At 62.4% G+C, this 15,556-nt stretch carries 15 protein-coding genes; 13 read left to right on the top strand and 2 right to left on the bottom strand.

All coding sequences use genetic code 11. The features are described 5' to 3' along the window. Window positions 1–2 precede the first annotated feature (2 nt). Entirely contained in the window at window positions 3–653 is a 651-nt protein-coding gene (trhA, locus tag EDC39_RS08900) for a PAQR family membrane homeostasis protein TrhA (protein ID WP_148896034.1), read from the bottom strand. A gap of 256 nt (window positions 654–909) precedes the next feature. Here trhA and EDC39_RS08895 point away from each other — a divergent pair, with 256 nt between their 5' ends. Both EDC39_RS08895 and EDC39_RS08890 read left to right on the top strand, forming a co-directional pair. Next, window positions 910–1,587: a lipid-binding SYLF domain-containing protein gene (locus tag EDC39_RS08895; RefSeq protein WP_148896033.1), complete on the top strand. Its 678-nt coding sequence runs from the start codon at window positions 910–912 to the stop codon at window positions 1,585–1,587. Between the two features lie 143 nt (window positions 1,588–1,730). Beyond that, on the top strand, window positions 1,731–2,213 hold the full coding sequence (locus tag EDC39_RS08890; RefSeq protein ID WP_148896032.1) for an RT0821/Lpp0805 family surface protein: 483 nt from the start codon (window positions 1,731–1,733) through the stop codon (window positions 2,211–2,213). Between the two features lie 66 nt (window positions 2,214–2,279). On the opposite strand, the gene EDC39_RS08885 is transcribed toward EDC39_RS08890, so the two are convergent. Then, a complete protein-coding gene (locus EDC39_RS08885) occupies window positions 2,280–2,639 on the bottom strand; it encodes a YkgJ family cysteine cluster protein (protein WP_148896031.1) in 360 nt (119 codons plus the stop codon). Window positions 2,640–2,878: 239 nt separating this feature from the next. Between EDC39_RS08885 and EDC39_RS08880 the strand changes: the two genes are divergently transcribed. The 11 genes from EDC39_RS08880 to EDC39_RS08835 all read left to right on the top strand — a co-directional run bounded on the left by EDC39_RS08880 (window position 2,879) and on the right by EDC39_RS08835 (window position 15,543). After that, entirely contained in the window at window positions 2,879–4,654 is a 1,776-nt protein-coding gene (locus EDC39_RS08880) for an Npt1/Npt2 family nucleotide transporter (protein WP_148896030.1), read from the top strand. A 199-nt stretch (window positions 4,655–4,853) separates the two neighbouring features. After that, complete coding sequence (locus EDC39_RS08875; protein WP_187426724.1) at window positions 4,854–5,711, top strand: cation transporter; 858 nt, start codon at window positions 4,854–4,856, stop codon at window positions 5,709–5,711. Window positions 5,712–5,755: 44 nt separating this feature from the next. Further along, complete coding sequence (locus EDC39_RS08870; protein ID WP_148896028.1) at window positions 5,756–6,274, top strand: DUF2318 domain-containing protein; 519 nt, start codon at window positions 5,756–5,758, stop codon at window positions 6,272–6,274. Between the two features lie 78 nt (window positions 6,275–6,352). Beyond that, window positions 6,353–7,510, top strand: coding sequence for an ABC transporter permease (locus tag EDC39_RS08865; protein ID WP_148896027.1), 1,158 nt, complete (start codon window positions 6,353–6,355; stop codon window positions 7,508–7,510). 78 nt (window positions 7,511–7,588) lie between these two features. Next, complete coding sequence (locus EDC39_RS08860; protein ID WP_148896026.1) at window positions 7,589–8,311, top strand: ABC transporter ATP-binding protein; 723 nt, start codon at window positions 7,589–7,591, stop codon at window positions 8,309–8,311. After that, window positions 8,308–8,565 carry a double zinc ribbon domain-containing protein gene (locus EDC39_RS08855; protein ID WP_148896025.1) on the top strand — a complete coding sequence of 86 codons (258 nt, stop codon included), beginning with the start codon at window positions 8,308–8,310 and terminating at the stop codon, window positions 8,563–8,565. The genes EDC39_RS08860 and EDC39_RS08855 overlap by 4 nt, the downstream gene beginning before the upstream one ends. Then, on the top strand, window positions 8,562–8,867 hold the full coding sequence (locus EDC39_RS15340) for a hypothetical protein (RefSeq protein ID WP_187426723.1): 306 nt from the start codon (window positions 8,562–8,564) through the stop codon (window positions 8,865–8,867). The genes EDC39_RS08855 and EDC39_RS15340 overlap by 4 nt, the downstream gene beginning before the upstream one ends. Continuing rightward, window positions 8,864–9,331 (top strand): c-type cytochrome, encoded by a 468-nt coding sequence (locus EDC39_RS08850; protein WP_187426722.1) that lies wholly within the window; start codon window positions 8,864–8,866, stop codon window positions 9,329–9,331. Before EDC39_RS15340 ends, EDC39_RS08850 begins: the two co-directional genes overlap by 4 nt. Beyond that, entirely contained in the window at window positions 9,315–10,613 is a 1,299-nt protein-coding gene (locus EDC39_RS08845; protein ID WP_148896023.1) for a TolC family protein, read from the top strand. The genes EDC39_RS08850 and EDC39_RS08845 overlap by 17 nt, the downstream gene beginning before the upstream one ends. A 39-nt stretch (window positions 10,614–10,652) precedes the next feature. After that, window positions 10,653–12,218, top strand: coding sequence for an efflux RND transporter periplasmic adaptor subunit (locus tag EDC39_RS08840; RefSeq protein WP_222862856.1), 1,566 nt, complete (start codon window positions 10,653–10,655; stop codon window positions 12,216–12,218). A gap of 100 nt (window positions 12,219–12,318) precedes the next feature. Next, a complete protein-coding gene (locus EDC39_RS08835) occupies window positions 12,319–15,543 on the top strand; it encodes an efflux RND transporter permease subunit (RefSeq protein ID WP_148896022.1) in 3,225 nt (1,074 codons plus the stop codon). Window positions 15,544–15,556 lie beyond the last annotated feature (13 nt).

Here is a 15,556-nt window from a genome sequence, read left to right as displayed (position 1 = left end):
TTTCAGGCCTGGTGGGGGATCACGTACCAGAAGATGGCGAAGAAATGCAGGGCGCTGCCGACGAGGACGAACAGGTGCCAGATGGCGTGGCCGTAGGGGATTCTGCGCCAGGCGTAGAAGACGATGCCGCCGGTGTAGGCCAGCCCGCCGGCGACCAGCAGGCGGAATCCGGCCGGGTCGAGCTGCTGGAGCAGCGGGCGTACGGCGATGACCACCGCCCATCCCATGACGACATAACTGCCGACACGAAGAAATTCGCGGCTGCGGCTGGCGGCTGCTTCGCAGATGATGCCGGCGATGGCGCATCCCCAGATCACGCCGAACAGGGCCCAGCCCCAGGGGCCGCGCAGGGTGACCAGGGTGAACGGTGTGTAGGTGCCGGCGATCAGCAAAAAAATGGCGGCGTGGTCGATGGTGCGCAGAATCCGTTTGATGTTCGTCCGGGAAAAGGCGTGGTAGAGGGTCGAGGCGAGAAAGGAACCGATCAGGGTCAGCCCGTAGATGGCCGAGGTGGTCAGGTGCCAGGCGTCCCCCCTGTGGGCTGCTCCGAGAATCAGGACGACCAGGCCGCCGAGGGCGAGGGCGGCGCCTAAGCCATGGGTGAGGCTGTTGGCGATCTCCTCTTTGCGGGTGTACTCGGGGCTGTCGGCCATCTCGGTGCGTCCTCCTTCTTGCGGCGTTCGCCACCACGAATGTCATCTGCATCAAGTCTAGCACTTGACGTGCGCGGCAACCACGGCCCGGGCACCGGTTTTACGCAAGTTTTACCTCTGGGTGGCCTTGACGGTCTGCGGACCTTTGGGCTGTCGGTCGGCCGGGGAATCGGTTAGAATGACGATACGCCGAACCCGTATGTCACCCTGGATTAGGGTGTGTTCATTTGTCAGATGTCAGGAAAGGAGTCGTTCGATGCGTAAACCGATCTTGTTGCTGCTTGCCTTGCTGCTGGTGTCGTCGCCGGTCGTCGCCGGAGAGAAGGAATCGCAGACGGTGCGTGACGCCACCGAAGTAGTGCAGGAGATCATGAAGATTCCGGAAAAGGGGATCCCGCCGGCCATGCTTCGCAGCGCCCACGCCGTGGCCATCATCCCCGGCATGATCAAGGCCGGCTTCATCGTCGGTGGCAAGTATGGCCGGGGCGTGCTGGTGCTGAAGAAAAACGGTGACTGGAAGGCCCCGGTTTTCGTCCGCATGATCGGCGGCAGTTTCGGCTGGCAGATCGGCGCCCAGTCGACGGACGTGGTGCTGGTCTTCATGAGCGAGAAGAGCGTCAGCGACGTCTTCAGCGGCAAGATCACTCTCGGCGCTGACGCCGCAGTGGCGGCCGGTCCCGTCGGCCGGCGGGTCGAGGGGGCGACCGACATCAAGCTCAGGTCGGAAATCTATTCCTACTCGCGCAGTCGGGGACTGTTTGCCGGCGTTTCCCTGGAAGGGGCCTCGCTCGATATCGACCATGCTGCCGATGGCCTTTTCTACGGCCGGGAGGGGATCATGCCCCAGTCGATCGTGAAACGCAGTGTCACCAGTCTGCCGGTTCCTGCTCGCCGGCTGCTGGACGCCCTGCGGCAGGCGGCCGCCGGTCGCTAGCCCGTTCGCCGATCGAGCGCACAGTCTGGCGACGTGGGAACGCGCAGCGCTTTGGTGGCGGGAAGACGCTGTGCTGGCCTCTTCCGTGTGCCAGAATGGAAGTATAAATCCACGCCCGGTGTGGACACCGGAAGGAGGCAACCATGAAACGCCACGGATTGTTCAGGGGACTAGCCCCCGTTGTTTTGTTGCTCTTTGTCGTCGCCTGCGCCCCCAGCATGGGGCCGAAGGAGACCGGCGGCACCATCATCGGCGCCGGCACCGGCGCCCTGCTCGGTTCCCAGATCGGTCATGGTAAGGGAAGGCTGGTTGCCGTCGCCGTCGGCACCCTGGCCGGAGCGCTGATCGGCCAGGGGGTGGGCAAGACGCTCGACCAGGCCGACCGGGCGGCCATGCAGAGCACGGCTCAGCAGGCCCTGGAAAGGAATCCCGCCTACCAGCCGGGCTACTGGCGCAACCCCGACAGCGGCAACGAGGGCTCGATCACCCCGACCCGGACTTACCGCAAGGCCAATGGCCAGTACTGTCGCGAATACACCCAGGTAGTGATGGTGGCCGGCGAGAAACAGCAGGCCTACGGCACTGCCTGCCGGGAGACGGACGGCACCTGGAAGATCGTCAACTGATCGCCCTTTGCCGGTGTTCGGCTTCGCCCGTTTCGGGGGGGGGCGCCCGCTTCGCAGTTTTCGGATTCAGTCGAGGAAGGTTCCCTTCAGGCAGGATCTGTTGTGTTCAAGAGTGGGGTAGGCCCGGCAGATGTCGGGCTTGACCTCGTGGATGCCGCAGATGGCCCTGTCAGGGCCGTCTGCGACCAGAAAGGGGCAGCATTCCAGCCGTTCGCCGCTGTCGGGATCGAACCAGAGCATGCCCAGTTCGTGCACGTGGGCAAGGATGTCATCCCGCCCCGCCTGCCGCCAGCGCCGGATGTCCCGGGGCGAGGCATGCAGGTGCCAGCTGAATCGGCGGCAGCAGTCGCCGCAGGCGAGGCATGCCGTTTCCTCCTTCTGCCCCAGCCGGTTGCAGATCTCCTTCAATCTTGTCCACAGTCCCATGTGAAATCCCTCGTTTCCTGTTCTGGAATGCTGGCGGCTCTGGCTGAAGACTATTCCCCAGCTTTGCCCCGCTGTTGTGGAATTTTCTTCACCCGTTTTGTCGCACGGTTCGCTTCCAGTTTCATATCTATTTGAAAAAAAAGAAAAAAACCTATTCTTGCCGGCTGGCACGCTTTTGGTAGTCTTGAACGAATGGCCCGCGGTTGCGGGTGTTCGACAGCGACAGGAGCGGATAGCGTATGAACGGCAAGATGCTTGGACATCGATTCGTCAACTGGCTCGGTCTCGATCCCGGCGATCTGCGGGTGTTTCTGCCCGCCACCGGGGCACTCTTCTTTATCGGTGCCTCCAACGTTCTGTTCGGCAACTTTGCCGAAACGGCCTTTCTGAAACGGTTCGGCGTAGCCTACCTGCCGACCATGATTCTGGTCAACGCCATGTTGACCGTTTTTCTCATGGCGCTTGTGGGCCGCTGGCTTGGGCGGTTGTCGGGCGAAACGGTTTTGCGGCGTGTTCTGGCTTTTTGTGCGATGTCCGCGGTGCTGATATGGCTGGCCATCCCCCTGCAAGTTTCCTTGCTCTATCCCCTGGTCTATCTGCTGAAGGCCCAGTTTGAGCTGCTGTTGACCTTTCTGTTCTGGAACCTGGCCAATCAGATCTTTTCCACCCGTCAGTCAAAGCGGCTCTTTCCCCTCATGGTGACCGGCAGCCTTGTCGGCGGCATCAGCGGAGGTTTCGCTACGCCGGTTCTTGTTCGGCTGACCTCCGTCGACAGCCTGCTCTGGATCTACCTGGGGACGATCGGCCTGGCCTTTCTGCTGGTAGGGCGGGCGGCGAGGCTGGCGGCGGAAAATCCTGTCGAGACCAGGGTCGAGAAACTGCTGCCCAAATCCTCCTTTCTGGCGAGCATGCGCCGGGCGATGCCGGTGCTGCGGGCCTCGTCGCTGGTTCGGGGACTGGTGTTGCTCACCCTGATTCCGAACATGATCGTGCCGATGCTCAACTACCAGGTCAGCTTCGCCATTGACATGTCCCATGCCAATGAGAACGCGATGGTGAATTTCTTCGGTCTCTATCGGGGGGCCCAGTTCAGTCTGGCCCTGCTGGTCAGCCTTTTCGCCGGCCGGATCTACCGGAAGTTCGGCGTGACCGGCGGCCTGATGGTGCATCCTTTCAATTACCTGCTGGTCTTTGTCGCCTTCATGATGCAGTTCGACCTGCTGACGGCCGTGTATGCGGGCATCAGCACCGGTGTTTTCCGCCGGGCCCTGCAGACGCCGGCGCGGGCGGCGCTGATCGGACTCTTTCCCAACGAACAGCGGGTGCTGCTGATGCCGTTTCTGCGCGGTGTCGTGGTTCGGCTGGGCGTGCTGGTCGGGGCAACCTTCGTGCTGGTCTGCCAGTCGGGCTATTTCGTGGTCTGCCGTTTCCCCCTGCATCCGCAGAACCTGGCGCCGTTCGGTTTCGCTTTCACCCTGATCTGGCTGCTGGTGGTCTGGGGGATGAAAAAACACTATCCGGAACTGGTGCTCGAAACCCTGGGCTGGCGGGGAAGCGCCCGGGGCCGGCTGCGCCTTCCCGACGATCTGCGGACGGTGCTGCGCAACGACATCACCCGGGGGCGGGTTCTGCTTTCCCGGGCGGCCGCCGTTCGCGAGCGCTATTCCGGCGCCGAAGCCGAAGAGCTGGTCGCCTGTCTGACCCGCAAGGCCCGCCAGGTCGGCCGGGACGTTCTCGCCCGCCTGGAAAAACAGGATCCATCCGGCCGGCTGGCGGTCATCTGCCGGGCCATCGAAGAGGGGGATGCACGCCAGCACGCCAATGCCGTCGAAGCGCTCGAACAGCTGGTGCCGACATCGCTGGCGGCCGGGCTGGCCCGTTGTCTGGAGGGGAATCTGCGCGGCGGGCGGCACCTGCTGGGGCCGGTTCTGGAGGAGCTTGCCGCCGACCGGGACGATGAAATCCGGGCGCTGGCCGCCAGGCTGCGCCGCCGGGTGGAGGCTGAAGGACCATGAGTAACCGGGGTGTTGGATATCCGGCAGCCTGGGTGTCGAATAGTCTCCAGTTTTTGTGGCTGTGTCGGTTTTCGTGATGGTGATTGTTTGAAAAAGTCATTGATATCAGTCGGTTGTGGATATCGCTGAGGTTGGCATGTCACGTGAAAAAAAGAAGGCAACAGGTTCACAACCACTGAGGAAAGGACTGCTCGAAACGATGAAACGAAGTAGATGGATGCTCATCCCGGGCTTGCTGCTGGTGGCTGTCGGCATCGGCTGGTGGCTGTATCCGGTCGGCTTCGACCCGGCCGGGGCGGCATTGGCCGAGTACCAGGTGGAAAAGCTCTCCTGCGGTTCCTGCGTGCAGAAAATCGACCAGGCTCTCAAGGCCGGCGGCGGTGTCGGCGAAATCGAAGTCAGCCTGACCAGCGGTCGCTGCCGGGTCGTTTTCGATCCGTCGCGCATCAGCAGCGACGCCATCGCCCGGCGCATTACCGAGGCCGGCTATCCGGCCAGGTTGCTCACGGAGCTGAGCCCGGAGGAATATGCCGGCCTGCGTCAGCAGCAGGCCCGTCTCGGAGCCAAATATGTCGCCAAGGTCGGCTCGCGACTGGTCTCGCGGGACGATTTCGAGACAGCCTTGCGGCAACGACTTGGTGAGCGCGAGGTGACGCCGGCTCTGCTGGAACAGCTGCGCCGTCAGCTCTGGAACGACCTGCGGCAGCGGGAGATGCTGCTGGCCGAGGCCGAGGCCGAGGGCATTCTGGTGCAGCCGGGCGAGGTCGATGCCCGTCTTGCGCAGCTGCGGAAAGGGCATGCCAATCTGGACGAACTCATCGCGCAGCGTTTCGGCGACATGGAGACCTTCCGTCGGCAATTGCGCGAGGACATGACCATCGAACGACTGGTCGAGGAGAAGGTCCTGGCCGGCATCACCGACCCTGGACAGCGCCAGCTGCGGCTGCAGCAGTGGCTGGGCGACCTTGCCCGGCGGACCGACGTCGTCATTTTCGATTCCCGGCTCAAGCGGGCTGTCGCCAGCGGAGGCGACTGCGACAGCGGCTGTTGCGGCTGAAGCGGAATCCGGTTGAACAAAACAAGATACGAGGAGTTGGAACCATGTCTGAACGGCAAGCGAAGCGTGATCAGTTTCGGAAAGAGGGAGAAGGCGCAAAATCGACCGGCAGGCTGCTGCTGCCCGGCATTCTGGTGCTGTTGGCGGCCCTTGGTGTCGGCGCCTGGTTGCTGCTTGGTGACGGCGGCGGTGGCGGAGTGCAAACGGTTCGCATCGACGAAGGGGGTGTCCTCCACCTGCCCGCCAGCGACTTCGATGACGGCCGGGCAAGGTTTTTCCAGTACCGGGGGCAGCACGGAACGGTCAGGTTTTTTGTCGTCAAGAGCCGCGACGGCGTGATTCGAGCCGCCTTCGATGCCTGCGATGTCTGTTACCGGGAGAAGAAGGGCTACCGGCAGGAAGGGGACGCGATGATCTGCAACAACTGCGGACAGGCTTTTCCTTCCGACCAGGTCAATGTGGTCAAGGGCGGTTGCAATCCCTCGCCCCTGCAGCGCGAACTCGTCGGCGACCAGGTCCGGATCCGGGTCGCTTCCCTGGAACAGGGTGTGAAGTATTTTTGAACTTGATTCAGGAGCCAGGAGTCGGAATCGGAAATTTCCTCCTGATTCCTGCGCCCTGAATACCCGGAGAATTCATCCATGCGTCTGGAAACGATCACTCTCAACAATCTGCGTCGCCGCAAGGGGCGGGCGATCTTTCTGCTGACCGGTCTGCTGATCGGGGTGGCGACGGTGGTGGCGCTGCTGTCGCTGACCGGGGCCCTGGCCGACCGGGCCCGGGACGAACTGGAGAGCTTCGGCGCCAACATCCTGATTACGCCGCGCAGCGACCAGCTCGCCCTCAGTTACGGGGGGATCTCCCTGGGCGGGGTTTCCCTGGCCGGTCATGAAATCGACCAGGAATCGCTGGCGGCGATTGCCACCATCCCCAACCATCGGAACATCGCTGCCGTGGCGCCCAAGGTCCTGGGCGCGGTCGAGGTTGCCGGAGGCAGGGCGCTGCTGATGGGTGTCGAATCCGACGTCGAGTTCGGGCTGAAGAAGTGGTGGCAGCTGACGGGAGAGCGCCCCATCCGTGCCGACCAGCTGGTTCTCGGCAGCGCGGCCGCTTCCCGGCTCGGGGTGGCCGTGGGAGATGAACTCGAGGTTTCGGGGCGGATCTTCCGGGTCAGCGGGGTGCTGCGGCCGACCGGCAGCCAGGACGATCAGCTGCTGATTGTCCAGCTGCCTGTGGCCCAGGAGCTGCTTGGCAAGCCGGGGCAGGTGTCGCTGGTCGAGGTCGCCGCCCTGTGCGCCAACTGTCCGATTGAGGACATGGTCGGCCAGCTTGGTCGCGCCCTGCCGGATGTCGAGGTGAGGGCGGTGCAACAGGTGGTCAAGACCCGGATGCACGCCATCTCCCAGTTCCGGATCTTTGCCTGGGGGGTGGCCGCCGTGGTGATTCTGGTCGGCGCGCTGCTGGTTTTCGTCACCATGATGGGGGCGGTGCGTGAACGGACCCGCGAGATCGGCATCTTTCGTGCCATCGGCTATCGGCGCAGTCATGTGCTGCGGCTGGTGCTGGTCGAGGCCGGCGTTGTCAGCGCCTTTGCCGGCCTGTTCGGCTATCTGGCCGGAGTCGGTGTCACCCTCGGCGCCCTGCCGCTGCTCGGGGACGGCAAGGCGGTCTGGCATTTCGAGCCGCTGCTGGCCGTTTCGGCCCTGCTGGCAGCGGTCGTTGTCGGTCTGCTGGCGGCTCTGCAGCCGGCCCTGCACGCCAGCCGCCTGGAACCGGGCGAGGCGTTGCGGGCCCTGTAACAGGGGATTGAAAAACGTCATGAGGGCGGGCCACGCCAACTGCAATCGTTTTTCGACACCCTGGTAAAGGAGAAGATCATGACCCTCATAGAGCTCAGCGAACTGACCAGGCACTTTGTCAACGGCAGCGATTGTGTCGCTGCCCTGCATGGCATCGATCTGGAGGTGGCGGAAGGAACCTTCCTCGGCGTGATGGGGCCCTCCGGCTCCGGAAAGAGCACTCTGCTTTCCCTGCTGGGCGGTCTGAGCCAGCCGACCACCGGCACGGTGAGGATCGACGGCATCGACATCTACCGGCTGCCGGCCGAGCGGCTTGCCGATTTCCGGCGCGAGTATCTCGGGTTCGTCTTCCAGAGCCACAACCTGATTTCCTACCTGACGGCCCTGGAGAATGTCATGCTCCCGCTGGCGGTCTGCCGCATGAAGCCGGCGGAAAAGAGGCGGCGGGCGGCCGAGGTTCTCGAACGGGTGGGGCTGAAGGACCGGATGCTGCACCTGCCGTCGCAACTTTCCGGCGGCGAGCAGGAACGGGTTGCCATCGCCAGGGCGCTGGTCAACCGTCCGCCGCTGCTGCTTGCCGACGAGCCCACCGGCAGCCTCGACAGTGCCACCAGTCGCCAGATCATGGAGCTCTTTTGCGAGCTGCATCGCGACGGACAGACGATCGTCATGGTGACTCACAATCGCGAAAATCTCGAATGGTTCGACCGTACGGTTTTTTTGCGTGACGGCCGTATCGTCGAGGAGATCAGCCATCGGGACGAGCCGACAGCCGTTGCGGCGAAGAGGGAGTGCGCATGATCCTCGTTCTGTTCGTCACCCTGGGGCTGCTGCTCTGGCAGATCTGCTGCCAGCTCGACCGACGGGGGCAGAAAGTCGAGCCCTCCGCTGCCGATTGCGGTGAATGCGGTGAAACCATTGGCGACGACTGGCTGATCTGCCCGCGTTGCAAATCCCTGGTGCAACAGCATTGTCCCGGTTGCAGCGGCCTGCACGCGGTCTCCGATACCTTCTGCCCCTGGTGCGGAATCCGGCGGGAGGGGAGGACGGCATGAGGATACGGCGGCTGTTCGGACGTGAGACCTGCTGGCTGGGGTTCTGGCTGCTGGCCGCGGCCCTTTCGGTTCTGGCCTACAACACCTGGTCGGTCTGTTGCGGCGCCTGTTCCTACCAGGACCTGATCACGCCGGGACCGGCCGGCTGGATTCTGCTGGCGGCCAACCTTGTAGCCGGCCTGGTCCTTGTTATACTCGTGAGGGTCAACCATGTGAAATTCTTGGAAGAATCATGTCGCTGCGGACAGCGGCTGCAGAAAAGGTGGAGCTTCTGTCCACGATGTGGAAAGGAAACGCGATGAAAAGCCTGTTGCCGATACTCATGCTGATGCTGGCCGGCACCGCTTTCGCCTCGGGTGCGGGGCATCATTCCCACGGTGGCGGTGACCACATGGTAACCATGGGGGCGGTCAAAAAGAAGATTCCGGCCGAATACCGGGTGATGGACAGGACGCCGGTGGCGCCGACCGCGGCCTCGCTGCAAAGCGGTGCCGACCTTTTCGCCCGCAACTGCGCCGTCTGCCACGGTGCCGAAGGAAGGGGAGACGGCCCTGCAGCCGCTTCCCTGCCGACCCCGCCGGCCAATTTCCACGATGCCCATCACCGCGGCTTTTACGGTCCGGGCGAGAAGTACTGGATCATCAGCAACGGCCTGCAGAGCGGCATGCCGCCCTTCGGTGAGCGGCTCTCCTCCAGGCAGCGCTGGGATCTGGTGAATCATATTCTCAACCTTCCGCAGGAGAATCTGAATGCGCTGTTTGACTAGATTTCTCGGTTGCCTGCTGTTTCTGCTCCTGCCCTTGCAGGTCTGGGCGATTCCGACGCTCGATCGCCTGGTTGACGAGGCGCTGCGCAACAACCCCGATCTGCAGGCGGCCAGGGCCCGCTGGCAGATGGTCGGACACCAGGAGATTCCCGCCGGGACCCTGCCCGACCCGCAGCTTTCCCTGTCGCTGGTGAATCTGCCGACCGATACGCTCGCCTTTGACGAGACGCCGATGAGCGGCAAGGATATCCGGCTGTCGCAGAAGTTTCCCTTCCCCGGCAAGCTGGGGACCCGGCGGCAGATGGCGGAGTACCAGACCCTCTGGTACCGTCATGCCTGGGAGGACGCCCGGCTGCAACTGGCCGGCAAGGTGAAGCAGAGCTGGTACCGGCTCTACTTTCTCGATCGCGCCATTGCCCTGACGAAGAAGAACCTTGCCGTTCTCGACGATGTCATCCGTTTCGCCGAAACCCGCTATGCCGTCGGCAAGGGCCTGCAGCAGGATGTGCTCAAGGCCCAGGTCGAGCATTCACGGCTCACCGACCGGCTTTTAGCGCTGCAGCAGCAACGACGCACGACCCTTGAGCGCTTCAACAGCCTGCTGGCCCGTTCTCCCGGTCAGCCGATGCAGACGCCCGAACGGCTGCAGCCCGAAACGTTCGCCCTGAGCGAGGAACAGCTGCGGCAACTGTCGCGGCGAAACCGGCCGCTCAACGCCGCCTACCGGGCCCTGATCGACAGGTTCAAGAGCAAGCGGCGGCTGGCCGAACTCGATTTCCGGCCCGATTTCACGGTCTGGGCCGGTTACCGGCTGCGGGACGAGGTCGCGGGCGATTCGGCCCGGGGGCAGGATTTCATCAGTGGGGGCGTCAACCTCAACCTTCCCGTCTGGCAACGGAAAAGGCATGCCCAGGTAGCCGAGGCCGATTCGGCTGTTCGCATGGCCCGGGCCCAGTACGAACAGTTTCTCAACCAGGTCGATTTTCGTCTCGCCGACGCCTATGCCCGGATGGCAAAGAACCGGGATCTGATCGAACTCTACGAAAAGGGGCTGCTTCCCCAGGCCGAACAGGCCTATCGGGCCAGCATGGCTGCTTACCAGGTCGGCAAGGTCGAGTTTCTGAGTCTGCTCGACGCATTGATGAAGCTCTACCGTTTTCAGATCGACCATGAGCGCGCCGTCAGCGAATACCAGGTCAGCCTGGCCGAGCTGGAAACCGAAGCCGGACTGTCGGTATCCGATGCCGGCATCGACACCCCGGAGCAACCCAAGGCTGATTGAACAGCCGTTACCCATCTCCATCGAAGAAGGATTTCAGGTATGAAGAAGACCCGGACAGCATCTTTCGCGACATCCAGTCTGTTTCGCCGGTCGGTGGTTACCCTGCTGGCGGTATTGACCCTGGCCGGCGGCCTGGCCCTGGTCCAGGTCGGTGCCGAACGGTTGAATCTGTCGGTCGGGCCGGTAATCGGTCGGGCCCATGCCGGGGATGTCAAATACACCTGCGGCATGCATCCGATGGTCATCGTCGACGAACCGGGCACCTGTCCCATCTGCGGCATGGATCTGATTCCCCTCAAATCAGGCACCGCAGGTGGTGATGCCGCCAAGCCTGCCGGCAAACGCAAGATCAAATATTGGGTCGCTCCGATGGATCCGACCTACATCCGCAAGGAACCCGGAAAGTCGCCGATGGGGATGGACCTGGTTCCGGTTTACGAGGATGAAGCCGCCAGTGGTTCGGTCATCCGCATCGATCCGGTCACCATTCAGAACATGGGAGTGCGCACGGCACCGGTGCAGCGGCGTGACCTGGCCCGAACCGTGCGGACCGTAGGGGTGGTGGCCTACGAGGAGCCCCGACAGTATTCGGTCAACAGCAAGATCGACGGCTGGGTGGAGAAACTCCATGTCAATCAGACGGGACAGTTTGTCCGCAAGGGGCAGAAGCTGCTCGAGATCTACAGTCCAGACCTGGTCAGCGCCCAGCAGGAATTTCTGTTGGCACGGGACAATAGCGCCGAGCTGGCCGCCTCTCCCTTTCCCGCCATCGCCGAAGGGGCGAAACGCCTGCTTGAAGCTTCGCGGCGACGGCTGAAGTTGTGGGATATTTCCGACGCCCAGATCGCCCGGCTGGAAAAGACCGGCGAGGTGAAGCGAACCCTGACCCTGTACGCTCCCTATGACGGCATCGTCAACATGAAGATGGTCCGGGAAGGGCAGTTCATCAAGAAGGGGCAGGAGCTGCTGCAGCTTTCGGATATCTCGCGGGTCTGGGTCTATGCCGACATCTACGAATACGAACTCCCCTGGGTCGAGGTCGGCCAGCAGGCCGAGATCGTGCTGCCCTTTGTCGGCGGCAAGACGGTGCCCGGCAAGGTCAGCTACATCTATCCCTATGTCGAACCGAAAACCCGCACCGTCAAGGCGCGCATCGAACTCGATAACCTTGATTACGAGCTGAAACCGGACATGTATGTCAATGTCAGGCTGAAGGCGAAGCCGGTCAAACAGACGATCAGCATTCCGGCCGAGGCGGTGATCCATTCCGGAGAAAAGACCCTGGTCTTTGTCGCTCTGGGTGACGGCAAGTACGAGCCTCGCCAGGTCAGGACCGGCGTGCAGGACGAAGACGGTTATCTGCAGATTGTTCAGGGGCTGTTCGACGGTGAACGGGTGGTGACCAGCGCCCAGTTCATGCTCGATTCCGAAAGCCAGTTGCGCGAAGCGATCGCCAAGATGCTCGAGCCGAAGCAGACTGGGGCCGAACCGGCGGCGCAGCCGATGAAGATGGATGGTGAGAAGGCCGGCGATGGCCAGGCCGAGGACCTGTTCGGAGATGAAGGGCCCCGAAAACAGGACGAGGCCGAGGACCTGTTCAAATGAAAAGGCGACCAAGGACTAAAGGCTAAGGGCCAAGGGCCAGGGGGAGTTTCCGGACTCCTCTTGAATACTGACTCCTGAATACTGCTTCACCGAGGCATCCATGCTTGAGAAACTGATCGACTGGTCAATCCAGAACAAATTCATGGTCGTGCTGCTGACGTTCTTCGTCATTGTCGGCGGTGCCTATACGATGTTCAAGACTCCCATCGACGCCATCCCCGATCTTTCGGATGTGCAGGTGATCATCTTCACCGAGTATCCGGGGCAGGCGCCGCAGGTGGTCGAGGACCAGGTGACCTATCCCTTGACCACCCAGATGCTGGCGGTGCCGGGGGCGAAGGTGGTGCGCGGCTATTCCTTCTTCGGACTGTCTTTCGTCTATATCATTTTCGAAGACGGCACCGATCTCTACTGGGCCCGTTCGCGGGTGCTCGAATATCTCAACTATGCCGCCGGACGGTTGCCGCCCGGGGTGACGCCGAGTCTCGGCCCGGACGCCACCGGAGTCGGCTGGGTCTACGAATATGTGCTCGAGAGCGACAAGCACGATCTGCAGCAGCTCCGGTCGTTGCAGGACTGGTTTCTGCGCTACGAGCTGACCAGTGTCGAGGGGGTGGCCGAGGTCGCCTCCATCGGCGGCTATGTCAAGCAGTACCAGGTCGAGGTCGATCCCGACCGGCTGCTGGCCTATCACATCACCATCCCGCAGATCAAGCGGGCGATCCAGCGTTCCAACAACGATGTCGGCGGCCGTCTGGTGGAGATGGGCGAAACCGAATTCATGGTTCGGGGACTGGGCTATCTGAGGTCGAAGGAAGACATCGAGAACGTGGTGGTCGGCACCGACAGTCGGGGAACGCCGATCCGGGTGCGTGACCTGGCGCGGGTGACCATCGGTCCCGAACTGCGGCGCGGTCTGGCCGAACTTGACGGTGAAGGCGAGGCCGTCGGCGGGGTGATCGTCATGCGGGTGGGCGAAAACGCCCTGAAGACCATCGAGGCGGTCAAGAAGAAGCTGGAACAGCTCAAACAGGGACTGCCCGAGGGCGTGCGGATCAAGACCGTCTACGACCGCTCAAGCCTGATCGAGCGGGCGGTCGACACTCTCAAGGAGAAGCTGATCGAGGAAAGTATCGTCGTGGCGATCGTCACGGCCCTGTTCCTGTTCCACTTCTCCAGTTCGCTGGTGGCGATTCTGACCCTGCCGGTCGCCATCCTGATCGCTTTCATGATCATGTACGCACAGGGGATCAACGCCAACATCATGAGCCTGGGTGGCATCGCCATCGCCATAGGGGCGATGATCGATGCGGCGATCATCATGATCGAAAACGCCCACAAGCATCTGGAACGAGACCGGGGCAAGAAATCACACTGGGAAATTATCGCCTCTTCGGCCAAGGAGGTCGGCCCGGCTCTCTTCTATTCTCTGCTGGTGATCACGGTCTCCTTCTTTCCGGTCTTCACCCTTGGCGAGCAGTCGGGGCGCCTGTTCAAGCCGCTGGCCTATACCAAGACCTACGCCATGGCCGGCGCCGCCCTGCTGTCGGTCACCCTGGTACCGGTGCTGATGGGCTGGTTCATTCGCGGCAAGATCCCCGACGAAGATAAGAATCCGCTCAACCGGCTGATGATCCGTTTTTATCATCCGGTGGTCGATTTCGTGCTCAAGTGGCGGTGGCCGGTGCTGATTTCGGCGCTTCTGATCACCCTGAGCATTGTCGTTCCCCTGAGGAAGATGGGTTCGGAATTCATGCCGCCGCTCTACGAGGGGGACCTGCTCTACATGCCGACAACCCTGCCGGGGATTTCGATCACCAAGGCGAAGGAGCTGCTGCAGCAGACCGACCGGATCATCCGCCGGTTCCCCGAGGTGCACCACGTCTTCGGCAAGGTCGGGCGGGCCGAAACCGCCACCGACCCGGCGCCACTGTCGATGCTGGAGACGACCATCATGCTCAAGCCGGAGGACGAGTGGCGCAAGCTGCCGCGGGAGCGCTTCTACTCCGGATGGCCCGATTCCCTGGAGCTGCTGAAGAAACCGTTGCGCCTGATCTGGCCGGAAGAGACGACGATCACGGTGGAGGAGTTGAAGGCCGAACTGAACGAAGCCATTCAGTTTCCCGGTCTGACCAACGCCTGGACCATGCCGATCAAGACCCGGATCGACATGCTGGCCACCGGTATCAAGACGCCGGTCGGCATCAAGATCATGGGCGACGATCTGGAAAAGCTCTCCGCCATCGGTGAGCAGATCGAGGCGGTTGTCCGGGAGATTCCCGGCACCCTGAGCGTCTTTTCCGAGCGGGTGGTCGGCGGCAACTATCTCGATTATGAAATCGACCGTGAGGCGGTGGCCCGCTACGGGCTGACGGTCGGCGATGTGCAGGACATCATCAAGAGCGCCATCGGCGGCATGAACGTCACCGAGACGGTCGAGGGACTGGAGCGCTACCCGGTCAACATCCGCTATCAGCGTGATTACCGCGGCGATCTGCAGTCCCTGGAGCGGGTGCTGGTGCCACTGCCCGATGGCAAGCACATCCCCCTGTCGCAGGTGGCGCGGATCAGGATTCGCAAGGGGCCGCCCGGCATCAAGAGCGAAAACGCCCGCCAGACCGCCTGGATCTATGTCGATCTGAAGGACATCGACGTCGGCACCTATGTCGAGAACGCCCAGAAGGTCATTGCCGAGAAAGTCAAGCTGCCGGCCGGCTACAATATTGTCTGGAGCGGTCAGTACGAGTACATGCAGGCGGCGGCGGCCAAGCTGAAGGTGGTCATTCCGCTGACGCTGCTGATCATCTTCGTCATCATCTACATGAACACCAAGAGCCTGGTCAAGACCGGCATCATCTTCATCGCCCTGCCGTTGTCGCTGGTCGGTTGTTTCTGGTTCCTCTATGCACTCGGCTACAACATGTCGGTCGCGGTCTGGGTCGGGGTGATCGCCCTGGCAGGCATTTCCGCCGAAACCGGGGTGGTGATGCTGCTCTATCTCGATCTCGCTTTCGATCTCTGGCGCCGGAACGGACGGATGCTGACATTGGGCGATCTGACCCAGGCGATTCACCATGGCGCGGTCAAACGCATCCGGCCCAAGATCATGACTATCTGCGTCATCATCGCCGGTCTCGTTCCCATCATGTGGTCGCACGGCGCCGGGGCCGACGTGATGAAACGGATCGCCGCGCCGATGGTCGGCGGGGTGATTACCTCGGGACTGATGGAGCTGCTGGTCTTTCCGGTGATCTACTTCATGTGGCGGGGATTGAAGCTGAAGCATGAATTTACCCCGACCTCATTCGAAGAGATTCACGAATGACAGGCCACGGAAT

This window comes from Geothermobacter ehrlichii (assembly GCF_008124615.1).
GTDB lineage: Bacteria > Desulfobacterota > Desulfuromonadia > Desulfuromonadales > Geothermobacteraceae > Geothermobacter > Geothermobacter ehrlichii.
Note: the sequence above shows the minus strand (reverse complement) of the source record. Positions and strands in the feature narration are given on the sequence as shown.